We start from the raw sequence: 15471 nt of genomic DNA, 5'->3' as shown, positions 1-15471 counted from the left end.
TTACACCTCTCAATTTAAAATTTCTTTACTTTCTATTAATTAATAAACTCATATAATTTATTATAGAGTAAATTCTAGCATAATCCATTCTTGTAGGGCCTATAAAACTTATTCGCCCAACCAAGTCTCTATCTACATTATAAGTTGCTGTAACTATACTACAATCCTGTGCCAATTCACAATCATTATCACTACCAATTATTATATTTAGATTGTCTTTTTGTATTCCCTTTGATTTAATTATGTCAGCTATTGTCTCTTTTTTCTCCAACATATTTAAAAATGACTTTGCTTTTAATACATCATTAAATTCTGGATAGCTAAATATGTTAGTAGCTCCATTTAATGATAGAGAAAAATCTTCTTCTTTCATATTTGAATTCAAAGCATTTAAAAGCTCATCTATAAGCCCAGAATACTCACTTATTTCGTATTTAATAAAAGCAATTAGATTATCATCCAAATCTGTTATACTTTTACCTAAGAGCTTCCTTGTAAGATTATCAGAAATCAAGTTTAACTTAGATTGATCTAAATATACATTAGTTGTAAGGTTAGCTTTTTTTAAATCTCCTTTATCTGTTACAACTATAAGTAAAATATTATTGTCATTCATAGCAACCAATTGTATGTGCTTTATAACACTTTGATTTATTAAACTCTTAGTAACTGCTACAGTTGTATAGTTTGTTAGTTGAGATAATAGCTTTGAAGTTTCATGAATCAATTCTTTTATATGATTTATATTATGATTCATACATTGTTCAATAAGAATTTTATCATTATCATCCAATTCGCTTTTACTCATAAGAGAGTTTACATATAACTTATAGCCTTTTTCAGACGGAACTCTACCCGCAGAAGTATGAGGCTGAATCAAGTACCCTAATTCTTCAAGGTCAGCCATTTCATTTCTTATGGTAGCAGCACTAACACCTAAATCATGTCTTTTAGATATTGTTCTAGAACCTATAGCTTCAGCTGTTTCTATATAATCTTTAACTATAGCTTTGAGGATATTTAATTTTCTTTCATTTAATTCCATCTTATTATGCCTCCTAGCTGTTAGCACTCACCAAGTTCGAGTGCTAAAAAGATTATATATATTATATACCATTATAAATTTGTTTTGTCAACACCTTAAAAATTATTCCATAAATTCTATAAAGATACTATTAGATATTTCTCTTCCTTTTTGAGTTAGTTGTATTCCCTCAAAGCTCTGATTTATAAGCTTTCTATCTAATAGCATTTCTATTTGCTTATTATATTTTTCTCTAAAATCTAGCCCAAAATTTTTTTTAAAATCTTCAAATTCTATACCTTTATTCATTCTAAGCCCCATAAATATCTTCTCTTCTATCATATCTTTTTCAGAAAGAATCTCATTTTCTTGTATTGGTTTCTCTCTTTTTGTTAAACTCAAATGATAGTCATCTAAAGATTCTAAATTATTATATCTATTCTTATTAATATAACCAGAAGCTCCTGCTCCTAGACCTATGTAATGTTCACATTCCCAATATAAGATATTATGTTCACAATTATAACCATCTTTTGAGTAATTTGATATTTCGTATTGATTATACCCTTTTGATTTTAGATAGTTTATTGTATACTCATACATTTCTATATCCATATTTTCATCTATGAGCTCAAACTTATTATTCTCATACATATTATATAACTCTGTTCCTTCTTCTAATATAAGAGAATAGGCTGATATATGTGTTGGATTTAGGTCTGAAACTTTTTGAAGGGTTTCCTTCCAATCACATAGAGTTTGATTTGGAAGACTGTACATTAAATCTATATTAATATTTTTAAAGCCTACACTCAATGCATCTTTATAGTTTTTCTCAAATTCTTCATAAGTATGTATTCTTCCTATAAAGTTCAAATGTTGTTCTTGAACAGCTTGTAAACCAATACTAAGTCTATTTATACCAATATCTTTCATAGTTTTTAATTTTTCTAGTGTCAGTGTACCAGGATTACACTCTATAGTTATTTCTGCATTCTTATCTATATTAAACATTGCTCTTACACTTGTAAATATTTCTCTTATTTCATCAGATGTCAATATACTAGGTGTACCTCCTCCTACAAATATACTCGTTATTGTATCATCACTATTTAGATGGTAATCTTCTTTCTTCTTGTATTTGTTATCCTTATATAATTTATTACTGTACAATTCCATTTCAATTTTTAAATCTTCTATATATCTTTTTTTTGCATCTATGTCCATTTTGTAAGAGTTAAAATCACAATACTTACATTTTTTTACACAAAATGGAATATGTATATAAAGTCCCAACATTTTTTATTCCTCGTTTCTTTAATTATCTTAAAACATCAATTATTAAATTATAAATCAAACAAGATAGCACATCAAGTAACATATAAAATACTTATATTATGTAATATTATAAAAAATTTGGATAAAAGTTAATTTTTACTCTTATCCAAATTCATCTAACTTAAATTAAGTACTTATCTTTTCTTCATATAATAATAAACTGGCAAACCTAATAGTGTTATAAATATTCCACCTAAAGATATTACTGTTGAAGTCAACAATTGATTTATTATTACAAACATACCTCCCAGTATAGCTATGATTGGTATTATTGGATATAAAGGAACTCTATATGGTCTGTGTAAATCAGGTTTTTCTCTTCTAAGCCTCATAACTCCTATAAAAGTCAGTACATAAAATACCCATATTGAAAATATAGTTAAATCTGTAAGAAGATTAAATTGGCCAGATAAGGCATATACACAGGCTAATACAGTTATAAGTAATATTGAATTTACAGGAGAACCTCCAGAATTTACTTTTAAAAGAGCTTTAGATGCTGGTAAAGTTCCCATTTCAGCTAATGTATATGGTATTCTTGAACCTGTCAATAAGTACCCATTCAATGTACCAAATACTGATATTAATATACCAACAGTTATTACTTTTCCACCTAAGTTTCCAAATAATCTTGTTGCTACTAATGTAGCTGGGGAAGTAACTGTTGCTAATTCACTTGCTGGCACTACCCAAAGGTAAGCTATATTTATTATAATATAAACTGCCATAACTAACGATAAGCCACCAACTATTGCTCTTGGCAAATCTTTCTCTGGAGACTTCATTTCTCCTGATATAGCCCCAACATTTATCCATCCATCATATGCAAATAACGTTGCTATTAGGACTTGTCCAAGTGCGTTTGATACACTAACACCATCACCTACAAATGGACTTAACACTTCACTACTTTGACCTTTAATAAACCCAAAAATTATTATTAAAATTAAAGGTATCATTTTTCCAACAGTTGCTACTGTCTGAACTTTCCCTCCTAAGGATGAGCCTATTATATTTAGTACTGCTAAAAATAGTATAACTCCAATTGCTATAGGAAGTACATTAGCCATATTATTTGGACTCATGCCCAAAAGTTCAGATGCTTGTTGAGCAAAGATTACTCCTAGCGCCGCTGATGTTCCTGGGAAAAATAATACAGTTTGCATCCATCCAGTTAAAAAACCTAACTTTTCTCCATATATCTCTTCAATATAAATCATCATACCACCAGTTTTTGGTATAGCAGCTGAGATTTCTGTAGCTGTAAGACCTGCAGTTATTGTTATAAATCCACCTAAAAGCCATGCTATAATACCTAGACCTGGAGCTCCATTAGTTGTAGTGTATATTGCTTGTGGCTTAAAAAAAACTCCCGAACCTATAACCATACCTACAACAGTAGAAAGAGCTGCTGAAAGACCAATAGTCTTTTGTAGTTGAGTACGCATACTGTCCCTCCTCACTGTTTTATAGTGCATAAAATATTAATTTTATAAATTATGGTTTTAGTATTCCCAAAGTTTTTTTTTATATTAATCTGCTAATTTTAGATTAAGTTTCTATACATTTAAAAAAGATACTATCTCAATGTTTAAAACAATCTCTAAAAATCATTTATTTTTCTAAATAAGTACTCTATTTTCAGCTTTTTAAATTAATTAAACTAAAATTTTTATACTCTATTCTAAAATGTATATATATTTAATACTTCTTCTTTCAGTATTTCTTTTTCATTTAGTTCTGGATTATTTATAACTATTTCAAGCATCTTATTTAATATATGTCCCATATCTTTACCTGGTTTTACACCTATAGATATCAAATCTCTTCCATTAATAGCTAAATCCTTAATATTGAAGCATTCATTTTGATTTATTATATGTCTAAATTCTTTTTCACACTCAATAAGGTTTAATATCTTTCTTTTTGCATATTTTGGATTTTTAGCAAGTGTATCTGCCCAATTAACCTTTATTAAATCTTCAAATAGTTCAACATCCTCAAGTTTATTTAATAACTTTTTAATTATTTTCCGTTTTGGCTCTATTCTATAATCATGATATTGTATTAATAACAAAACTTTATTAATAGTATAATTATCGTACTTGAGTCTCTTTAAAATCCTCTTTGCAATCTTCACAGATTCTCTACTATGATTATAAAAGTGGTCAATTCCATTTTTATCAGTCGTTTTAGTTACTTTTTTTCCTAAATCATGAAACAACATTGTAAGTTTTAAATATAATTCATCCTCAATTACTTCTGTGGCCATTAAAGTATGTTTTTGTACATCATAAATATGATATGGATTATGTTGTGTAATCTCTTCTAATTCACATATTTCAGGGATTATAAATTTCAACAAACCTGTTGAATTTAATAATTCTAATTTAGATGAATCAGATACTAGTATTTTGTTTAATTCTGTTTGGATTCTTTCTATAGAAACATTTTTAATCAAGTCTGCTTTTTTGTAGATACTTTGCTTAGTCCCCTCAGCTATTTTAAAACTTAGTTGTGCTGAAAACCTAACTGCTCTAAGCATTCTAAGTGCATCTTCTTCAAATCTATCTACTGGATTTCCAACACAACGTATATACTTATTTCGTATATCTTCATACCCATTAAATGGGTCAACCAATCCATTCTTTGCATTGTATGCAATTGCATTGATAGTAAAATCCCTTCTCGATAGGTCCTTAATTATGTTATTTGTAAATTCTATTGAATCTGGATGTCTACCATCACTATAATTTCCATCTATTCTGTAAGTTGTCACTTCAAATGGTTCATGCTCAATAATAACTGTTACAGTGCCATGTTGTATACCAGTTGGAATTGTTTTTTTAAATAGCTCTACTACTTCTTCTGGTCTAGCACTAGTTGTTATGTCCCAGTCATTTGGAATCCTTTCTAACAAACAATCTCTGACACATCCTCCAACTACATATGCTTCATGACCATGTTTTTCTAATTCTTTAATTATACAATCTACTTTTTTAGGAATTTCTATATTAATCATAAATATCACCTTTTTATTTTTCTCTAATATACTCTTGTTTATATTTTCTATGAGTTTACTTAAAATATACCACAAAAAAGCTAGATTAATTTAGAAATAATTCTAAAATCACTCTAGCTTTTAAATATCCTTATCTAAATTTATAAAAATTTACTCATCTAATTTAAGTACAGACATAAATGCTTTTTGAGGAACTTCAACAGAACCAATTTGTCTCATACGCTTCTTACCTTCTTTTTGTTTTTCAAGAAGTTTCTTCTTACGAGATATATCCCCACCATAACATTTAGCAAGTACATCTTTTCTTAACGCACTTATTGTCTCTCTTGCTATAACCTTATTACCAACAGCAGCTTGTATAGGTATAGCAAATTGATGTCTTGGAATTTCACCTTTTAGTTTCTCACACATTGCCTTTCCTCTAGGGAATGCTCGAGTTTCATGAACAATAAAACTAAGTGCGTCAACTTGCTCTTTATTAATTAATACGTCAAGTTTTACAAGTGTAGATGCCACATAACCTTTAACTTCATAATCAAGAGAACCATAACCTCTAGTTCTTGATTTCAAAGCATCAAAGAAATCGTAAACAACCTCATTAAGAGGAAGGTCATAGTGAAGCATTACTCTTCTCTCATCTATATATTCCATATTTAACATGTTTCCACGTCTCTCTTGACAAAGTTCCATAACTACACCTACATAGTCTTTAGGAACTATTATATCTCCTTTTACTATAGGTTCTTCTATCATCTTTATCTCAGATGGCTCTGGCAGGTTTGCAGGATTTTGTATCATTACAACTTCTCCATCAATTTTTGTAACTCTGTATATAACTGATGGTGCTGTTGTAATTATATCAAGATTAAATTCTCTCTCAAGTCTTTCTTGCATTATCTCCATATGTAAAAGACCTAAGAAACCACATCTAAAACCAAATCCTAATGCTGCTGAAGTCTCAGCTTCATACTCAAGTGCAGCATCATTTACTTGAAGCTTTTCAAGAGCATCTCTTACATTTTCATATTTTTCTCCTTCTCCTGGATATATACCACAGTATACCATTGGAGTAGCTTTTTTATATCCTGGTAAAGGTTCATCTGTAGGATTGTTTGAATCTGTTATTGTATCTCCCACACGACAACTTCTTATATCTTTTATACTGGCTGCAATATAACCAACATCACCTGCTGATAATTCACTAAGCTCAGTTTGACCTGGAGCCATAACACCAACTTCAGTTACTTCAAACTTTTTATTAGTGTTCATCATTTTTATTGTCATGCCTTTTTTTGCAGTTCCTTCAAATACCCTAACATAAGCTACAACACCTTTATAAGCATCATAGTAAGAATCGAATATCAATGCCTTTAATGGTGCTTCATTATCTCCTTTAGGTGGCGGAACATTTTTTACAATATCTTCTAAAACATCTTCTATGTTTAAACCAGTCTTAGCAGAAATAAGAGGTGCTTCACTTGAGTCAAGTCCTATTAAATCTTCTATTTCATGTTTTACTTCCTCTGGTCTTGCACTTGGTAAATCTATTTTATTTATTATTGGTAATATTTCTAAATCTTGGTCTATAGCAAGATAAACATTAGCTAAGGTTTGTGCCTCAACACCTTGAGCTGCATCAACTACCAGTAATGCCCCTTCGCATGCAGCCAAACTTCTTGATACCTCATAGTTAAAGTCTACATGTCCAGGAGTATCTATAAGATTTAAATAATATTCATTTCCATCCTTCGCTTTATACATTAATCTTATGTTTTGAAGCTTTATAGTAATTCCTCTTTCTCTTTCAAGGTCCATATTGTCAAGCAATTGACTTTTCATGTCCCTTTCACTAACAAGCCCCGTTTGTTGTATTAATCTATCAGCTAAGGTAGACTTTCCATGGTCTATATGTGCAATTATACTAAAATTTCTAGTTCTACTTTGTTTATTGTCCACCTTAAAATTCCCTCCTCTTAATTATTCTTATAGTTATTATTTTACATTATATAAAAACTCTTTATATATCAAATTTAAAATTTTTGAATATAAACTAATTGGCATTAAACAAAATTATCCACATTATATGTGGATTATCAAGTCTAACACTAAATATTATATAATATCATAAACTTAAAGTAAATCCTATAAGACACAGTTAATGCATTTTTATTTTCTACACTAGGAACATATAACTAAAATAAGGCTTATTTTAATCAATAAACCTTATTCACTTATTACTACTTATTAAATTTTTTGAGGATTCCATCTATATCAAAGTTTGTTATATCAAAATTCAAATTTGTTATATCAAAATTAATACTTGGAAAATCATATTGTTTCATACCTAACATACTTTTTGCATTACTATCTACTATAAAGACACAAACTGATGTCCCTATAATCATAGTAATCAAAAACACAATTTTCATAATATACTTATATTTTCTTAATTTACTTTTACTTTCTATATTTTTTTCTAATCGGCTCATTTAACATGCTCCTAATTATACCTGACAATCTAATTTTTTTGTTTAAAATATTCATCTAAAATCTCAGCTAGATACTTTGTAGTAGCTTTCGATTCTTCTATACTTGTTGCATTATTTCCTATTTCTACTAGCATATGATTCTTAACTGCAAATTGATTAAATCTAGCATAGTCTTTTTCTACTATTGGAGACACCAAACCAGGGTATTTCTTTTCAGCAAAAGCAGTTATATCATCTGCTAAAGCTCTAAGTTGTGTTCTATTTGTATTTTTACCTCCTACAACAAAGAAAAACTTTGCTACTCTCTCTCCATTTATCATAGTTGTATATTTTAAATGGTCTTTTTCTTTAGTGGCTGGATTAGTTAAATCCCTAGCATCTCTATGTAAATCTATTGCTATGTCCACTGAATTATATTTAGGGAGTATACTTTTTATTGTTTTTAAGCTACTTGCATAAGAATTATTATAAGATGGATAGTCATGGTACTTAGTTGTATGCACTACACCCCACCCCTTACTATCTAAAGCACTAGTCAATGCACTTCCTACTTCCATTACTGAATTTTTCTTATCTCTTGAATGATAATTTCCATCAGGTGAATTTGAATAAGTTTCACATCCATGAGTATGATATATTAAAATCCTTGGATTTTCTTTAGTTACTCTTAAATCATCCTTGTATTCTGAACTAGATGTAGTGTTAGTTTCAGTTGTATCAGAATTTTTTGATTCAATATCTGGTACATTCTCTTTACCAACATAAAGTTTTATATATTCTTTTTCACTTTCTTTTTTATTATCAATTTTACTTACATCTTCAGATTTTTCATTTTCGTTTTTGCTTTCTTTATTTACTTCTTTATTTTTATTATTCTTTTTATCTTCTGTATTATTTCCTTCGACTTTAGCTTCTGGATAAGATGAATTTACTAGAAACTTTAAAAAATCATCTTGATTCAAAGCCAATGATTTTCCTGGTAAAATGCATGCTAATATAAAAGTCAAGGTTACTACTTTAATGCATTTTTTAAACATAATTGTTCCTCCTTATTTTATACCAATCTACCTGGATGTAAAGACCTATTTAAGCCTTCGCTTATTATTATAGATAGATTTTCGATTGTATCATCTATATCCTTTGGTGTTACTATTAAATTTTTGTCATATGGGTCTAATGAATCTTTTATTAGATGATATTTTTCTTCTTCTTTAAGTTTTTTTAACATTTCATAAAAACTTTCTGTTTCTTCTGATTGAGCTATTAAATTGTCTATTGCCATATCTAAAACATCTATAGTAAGAGTTGCTGCATCAACCACAGTTGGTACACCTATTGCAATAACTTCTACTCCTAAAGTTTCCTTAGTTAGAGATTTTCTAGTATTTCCAACACCTCCACCAGGTGATATTCCTGCTGTTGATATTTGTATAGTAGAATTTACTCTTTCCATTTTTCTTGAAGCCAATGCATCTATTGCTACTACTCTATCTGGCTTAACCTTCTCAACCAATGACTTTACTACTTCACTAGTCTCTATTCCAGTAACACCCATAACTCCTGGGCTTAAAGCTGATACTTCAGTGAAATCATCATCATAGTCTTTATTATAATTTTTAAAAAGATGTCTAGTTACAAGTGTTTTTGATACACTCTTTGGTCCTAACGCATCAGAAGTAATATTTCTATTCCCAAGACCAATTACCAATGTTTTTTTATTTTTGTCTTGTCCAAATATATCTACTAACTCTTCTTTTAAATAATTTATCATTTCTTCTCTTGACTCATCATCATCAAACTTCATAAGATTACTTTCCAGAGTTATATACTTTCCTATATCTTTATTCATTATCTCTGCGCCTTGCCTGTCTATTACTTCAACTTTTGTTACAATACAATTTTCTAATTCTTTCGTTTCTATTTTTACACCAGGAATACTACTTCCTTCTTGAGACTTTTCACACATTTCACTAGCTTCTAAAGCTAAATCTGTTCTTACGCTAATCATATAAACCTCCAGTATAAATTAAATGCTAATTATAATTGTTAACAAAATTTAGTATTTTATAACAAAAAACTATAAATTTATTTAAAACAAGTAAAATTAAGGCTTTCAATGTAAGAAAATTGAGATTGGTCAGTAATTTGTCAGTAAACATTCTTATCTATCATTTATTTACAAATGTAAAAAGGTAGCAACTATTTATATAGGCGCTACCTTTTCATCTATTTATCATTTTCCTATTAAGTTTTCATTCGTTATATAGATTACCCTATAACCACCTTACTCCTTTATTCTTGTTGAAAAAATGGTTCAGCAATTTCCAACCATTCATTTGGAAGATAAAGAGATAAATATCCATGATTATAATCCTTAGCTTCATAAATTTGGCAAGTACTAACAAAAGACTTAAACATCTTTGCAGAGTTTTTAACACATTTCATTTCTTTTTCTCCATACCAGTACATTACTTCTGCTTTGGTGGTTTTTATACTCTCTTTAAGCGTATATTTCATCATATAAGTACGATATATATTGTAAAATGTTTCTTTTCTGACATGTGGCATATCTTGCATATAATATTTTTTAATTTTCTCTGGATACTGCATATTTTTAGGTAACAATTTTGGCATCATAGCAATTTGAAAACGACAAGCTTTCTCACTGAATAAAAGTCCTCCAAAAAATCGAATACCAGCAATACAAAATCGTGCCATAGTAGGTCTTGGGTAGCAGATACTTCCATCAATAATTGCTTTTTTAGCAATATCAGGTTTTCTAGATAAAAGCTCCATTACAATTTGACCACCCAGTGATACCCCACACAGAGCAAAAAGGTGTCCATCACACTTTTCATCTATATATACCATCAACTTGTCTGCTGTATCCTCAGTGGAAATGTATGTTGTTTCATATTCTTCTCCATGACCATCCAATGTAGGAAGTATCACATAATAATTTTTGGACAAAATTTCTGCTTGTCGTAAATAGTTCCACCAAGCATTCCCTCCTCCATGAATCAACATAATATGTGGTTTGTTTTCATTTCCAAATTCATGAAATTTCATACGTAACCTCCTTCTATAAAGATGAGATGTATACTATTTTGTCTTATCATTATCAACTGGTGGAGAAGATATAATTGAAAGTTTTCTAAGTTTTAGATTTGACTTAGGCTTCTGCTCTACATATGGCTTCAATAAATCAGCCATACTTTTAAGAAGATTTTCATATTCGTCATCACTCATATATAGTAATGCTGAAGTAAAAAATACATTATCTTTTTTATGTTCTTGCTCTTTTCTACTAAAATACTCATTCATTTCCTGCATCAATCCTACATGAAATGCTGTTGAAAGTGCAACAAATGTTTCTCCTTCCATATCTGCTGTATATTCTTTTAGTGCATAAACTTTTTCAATAGTGCCACGCACACGATTTTCTTTTACCACTTCAATCATGTTGTTCTCTTCTAAAATTTTTACATGATGATAAACTGTTGCACGAGGTATATCATTTAGATACTTTACAATGTCAGATGTTCGAACACTACCATGAAGTCTAATATACTGTAAAATACGAAGTCTAACAGGATTTAAAATCAATTTTGCTATGTCCATCTTATCATCCCTTTCTTTAGTCTATAAAAATATTATAGTCTAATTTTTTAGATTATTCAAGTATATGATATAAATAGTAATTATAACTTAAATTGTATTTTTATTAATCCATTTTATAGATATAAAAATATCAAATAATCTATTTATATAGGAGTATAGAAAAGAGTTGTCACACTAAAAAAAGTAATTTTTAGTGCAACAACCCTTTGTGGATTTAAATAATTTATTCTACTATTCTTTTTGAGTTTTAAGAGCTTCACTTAGAGATATTTTATCAATTTTTCTAGCACACATAAATTTGGATACTTCAAATGTAAGAATTATTATAACAAAACCAATTATCACATAAGATAAATTGAGTCTTGCTTCTAAAGCTATATCTAATGATTCAAATATCTTAAATATTACTTTTATTATAGAGTAACCTATAGGAACTCCTATAATATATCCAAGGACTACATATATTCTTGAGCCGTTAAACATCATTGAGTTTATTTCTTTCTTTTTATATCCAAACACCTTCATAAGGGCTATATGATTTTTATTTTCATCTATACTTATAGATGCAACTACATATATGATAATTACACCTATAATAAATGCTACAAATGCTATTCCATATATAAAGGCTGACATTAATTGCATATAGTCTTCTAACATATTAGTTATATTGTTTGGTGTATTTATCATATATACCATATCTTTGTTAATTTCAATTGGTGTTTTTGACATAATCGCATTATATGAACCTTTTTCCAATCCCATCATCTGATTAAAGCTATTTAATGAAGTAAATACATAATCTCCTGAATTGGTCTGAGCGATATCAGTGATTTTTATAGAATACTCCTTATCATCAACTATATTAATAAAAGATAACTTATCTCCAATACTAAGGTTATATTTTTTTGCCATTATAGATGTAATAATAAACTTGTTATCATCTATACTTATTTCATTTCCCTTTTTATCCTTTAAACTAATCATCTGTGAATTTTTATTTCCACCTATTAACTCAAAGTCATTATTCATTTCACTATCAAGTACGAACTTAACTCCTGATACTCCTTCTCCACCTATAGGTGGTTTATCTGTACTTAATTGCTTTAGTATATACTCATACTTATAACTAATTACATCATTTCTTTCTTGATTTATCATATAATCCATAGAACATTTAGCAATAAACCCATACATTAAAAATACTGTAGCTATAGAAACTCCAATTACCAAAAATGCTAAACGAGATATTGACCGTAATTGTTCTCTTATAGCAAATTTATTTTTAAATTTTAAATTATTCAAAGTCAACTTTCTTTCAATTATATTTACCTTTTGTCTCTTATTTTCATTTTTCATTAGCAACACTGGTGACAATTTTAATACTTTATTAATTGATAAATAACTTCCAATAATTGAAAACACCATACATAAAACTATACCCAGTATAAAATAAATAGGACTATATGACATTTTTTCTATTGGTATTGGGAAAAACGTAAGGAATAAATCAAATAGATACTTCTGTACTATAATACCAATTATCCCACCAATTACTCCTGAGATGCTTGAAAGTATTATAGGATAGTTCATGTAATGAATCATTATTTCTTTTTTTCTATAACCTAAGGCATATAAAGTACCTATGTTTGCCATCTCATTTTTCATCATTCTACCTAAAACAATACTTATTAATACAACTGTTATTAGTAATATGACTGTAGGTAAAATAACTGAATAAACACTTATTGCTGTTACTTCGATATCTAACATTGATATTTTCATATTATTCTTAGCATAAGTCCAATCAATTATATTTACTTCATTACTGTTCAGGTAGTTTTTAAGATTTTTTGACTGTGTATATATCTCTCTATTTTTATTATATTTTACTGAATATAAATAATCTCCACTTACCATATCTTCTTTATTTAAAATACCTATACCAAAATTCTTTGGATTATTAATCACATCTCCATCTTTTTCAAGTATATAAGCATAATTTGGTACACCAATATATCCTGATATTCTATAAGAAGTATTTCCAATATGATATTCATCCCCAATATTTAATTTATTAGATTTAGCAAATTGAGGGTCTAGTGCTATTTCTCCAACTCTTGGCATAGCACCTTCTAATACTGCTGTAATATTCACTTTTTTATTTGGTGTAAATAATCTTAATGCTTTATCACCATATTTATATTCTTTTACAAGCGTCTCTTGAAACTTTAAATCAAACGTATCTTCTATTTCTCTTATATTATCAATTTTGTTACTAGTATAAAATTCCAAATCTTCTTGAACATTATTTTTTACATACATGTCCTTATTATGCTTTAAGTTTTGAGCTGTAATAGTTAAAGCAACAAACAGAAATACTGATAATATCAACATATATAACATACCTATGTATTGCCCTCTATTTTCTTTCATTGCACGTAATATACTTTTATTTAGCTTCATTACCACTCCACTCCCTTTGCATCAATAGGGTCATTATTAATAATATAGTCTTTAACTTCTCCACTTCTAAATTTGTATATTCTATTTGCCATTTCACCTATTGCTGCATTGTGTGTAATTATTAAAATTGTAGTATTAAACTTTCTATTTATTTCTTGTACAAGAGAAAGTACATCAATAGCAGACTCATAATCTAGGGCTCCTGTCAATTCGTCACAAAGTAATATTGCTGGATTTTTTATTATAGCTCTTGCTACTGCTACACGTTGTTGTTGTCCACCAGATAATTCTCTTGGAAATCTATTTTTCTTATCTATTAATCCTACTGATTCTAATACTTCATTAATATCAAGTGGTAATTTACTAATATTTTGTATTATTTCTATATTTTCTAGTACTGTTAAATGTGGAATAAGATTGTATGACTGAAATATAAAACCTGTCTTTTCTCGTCTGTATTCAACTAATTCATCATCTGATAATTTAACAATATCAATACCATCTACAATCACTTCACCGCTATCAGCACTGTCTAATCCTCCAAGAATATTCATCAAGGTAGATTTACCACTTCCTGAAGGTCCTAATATTACACCTATCTCCCCTTTATTTAACGAAATATTCGCATTTTTTAATGCTATGGTTTCTATATCCTCACTCTTATATGATTTACATAAGTTATTGATTTCAATAAACATTATTTTACTCCTTATAGTATAATTTTTTATAAAAATTTATATAACCTTCAACTTCATCAAATAAACTCTTCAAATCATTTTCATAATTCTCATATGATAGTTTTTCTATCCATTTCATTGATAGTCCATCAAAAGTAAGTTCAATCGCTTTTATTGCCATATCAATATCTATATCATCTCTAAATTTTGTCTTATCATAATCCCCCATAAAACTTAATACTAATTGATTTTTGTTCATAGATATATCATTTAACCATTTTTTTGCTATTTTTGAATCATCTAAGTATAAGGTTTTAAAGAATTTAAAAACATATGGATTTTTCTTAAGTATTTTAAACTTAGTATGCACTGCATATCTGTACAGTTCAAAAAAATCAGTTTCATTAATTTCTTTTTGATTCAATATCTCGTCTTTAATGATGTTTATTTGATAATTACAAAGGTATATGTATAGACTTTCTTTATTTTTAAAATATTGAAATATAGAGCCTTTTGATATACCTGCTTTTGATACTATATTATCTATCGTTGCACTTTTATATCCTTTGCTTGCAAATTCTTCTATTGCAGAATTTACTATTCGTCGTTTTTTTTCCTTGTTGAGATTTTCAAACGTCTTATTCAATTTGATACCTCCTTATCCAGTAATATGACTATATTAGTCATATTATAATTATATTGTTTATGACTGAATTAGTCAATAATATGAATACACTTGATACTATTGAGAAAATAGAAATTACTAGTGACAACGAAATTTCCACAGTTAATAATTCTTTTTATATTTTAATAATATAAATCTTTCTTATATAT

Annotated in this window: 13 protein-coding genes; all 13 read right to left on the bottom strand. The window is 28.3% G+C overall.

Annotation, left to right across the window (positions count from 1 at the left end; genetic code table 11):
• Positions 1 to 25: 25 nt before the first annotated feature.
• Positions 26 to 1045 carry a heat-inducible transcriptional repressor HrcA gene (hrcA, locus tag Q3287_RS05480; RefSeq protein ID WP_004454754.1) on the bottom strand — a complete coding sequence of 340 codons (1020 nt, stop codon included), beginning with the start codon at positions 1043 to 1045 and terminating at the stop codon, positions 26 to 28.
• Positions 1046 to 1147: 102 nt separating this feature from the next.
• On the bottom strand, positions 1148 to 2323 hold the full coding sequence (gene hemW, locus Q3287_RS05475; RefSeq protein ID WP_074178432.1) for a radical SAM family heme chaperone HemW: 1176 nt from the start codon (positions 2321 to 2323) through the stop codon (positions 1148 to 1150).
• Positions 2324 to 2496: 173 nt separating this feature from the next.
• Entirely contained in the window at positions 2497 to 3810 is a 1314-nt protein-coding gene (locus Q3287_RS05470) for an APC family permease (protein WP_054271067.1), read from the bottom strand.
• 236 nt (positions 3811 to 4046) lie between these two features.
• A complete protein-coding gene (locus Q3287_RS05465) occupies positions 4047 to 5384 on the bottom strand; it encodes a CCA tRNA nucleotidyltransferase (protein WP_407963638.1) in 1338 nt (445 codons plus the stop codon).
• A gap of 150 nt (positions 5385 to 5534) precedes the next feature.
• The gene (gene lepA, locus Q3287_RS05460; protein WP_054271068.1) at positions 5535 to 7340 is read right to left on the bottom strand and encodes a translation elongation factor 4; all 1806 of its coding nucleotides are present in this window, start codon (positions 7338 to 7340) and stop codon (positions 5535 to 5537) included.
• Between the two features lie 281 nt (positions 7341 to 7621).
• Complete coding sequence (locus Q3287_RS05455; RefSeq protein WP_054277194.1) at positions 7622 to 7873, bottom strand: hypothetical protein; 252 nt, start codon at positions 7871 to 7873, stop codon at positions 7622 to 7624.
• 29 nt (positions 7874 to 7902) lie between these two features.
• Entirely contained in the window at positions 7903 to 8910 is a 1008-nt protein-coding gene (gene spoIIP / locus Q3287_RS05450; RefSeq protein ID WP_407963637.1) for a stage II sporulation protein P, read from the bottom strand.
• A gap of 17 nt (positions 8911 to 8927) precedes the next feature.
• Positions 8928 to 9881 (bottom strand): GPR endopeptidase, encoded by a 954-nt coding sequence (gene gpr, locus Q3287_RS05445; protein ID WP_054271077.1) that lies wholly within the window; start codon positions 9879 to 9881, stop codon positions 8928 to 8930.
• A 284-nt stretch (positions 9882 to 10165) separates the two neighbouring features.
• A complete protein-coding gene (locus tag Q3287_RS05440; protein WP_407963636.1) occupies positions 10166 to 10942 on the bottom strand; it encodes an alpha/beta fold hydrolase in 777 nt (258 codons plus the stop codon).
• Between the two features lie 33 nt (positions 10943 to 10975).
• The gene (locus tag Q3287_RS05435; protein ID WP_054277197.1) at positions 10976 to 11494 is read right to left on the bottom strand and encodes a helix-turn-helix domain-containing protein; all 519 of its coding nucleotides are present in this window, start codon (positions 11492 to 11494) and stop codon (positions 10976 to 10978) included.
• 231 nt (positions 11495 to 11725) lie between these two features.
• On the bottom strand, positions 11726 to 13960 hold the full coding sequence (locus Q3287_RS05430; protein WP_407963635.1) for an FtsX-like permease family protein: 2235 nt from the start codon (positions 13958 to 13960) through the stop codon (positions 11726 to 11728).
• Positions 13960 to 14658 (bottom strand): ABC transporter ATP-binding protein, encoded by a 699-nt coding sequence (locus tag Q3287_RS05425; protein WP_407963634.1) that lies wholly within the window; start codon positions 14656 to 14658, stop codon positions 13960 to 13962. Before Q3287_RS05425 ends, Q3287_RS05430 begins: the two co-directional genes overlap by 1 nt.
• A 4-nt stretch (positions 14659 to 14662) precedes the next feature.
• A complete protein-coding gene (locus tag Q3287_RS05420) occupies positions 14663 to 15283 on the bottom strand; it encodes a TetR/AcrR family transcriptional regulator (protein WP_407963633.1) in 621 nt (206 codons plus the stop codon).
• Positions 15284 to 15471: the final 188 nt, after the last annotated feature.

It is taken from the genome of Clostridioides sp. GD02404 (assembly GCF_045898275.1).
Taxonomy (GTDB): Bacteria; Bacillota; Clostridia; order Peptostreptococcales; family Peptostreptococcaceae; genus Clostridioides; species Clostridioides difficile_A.
This window is presented reverse-complemented; position numbering and strand designations above follow the sequence as displayed.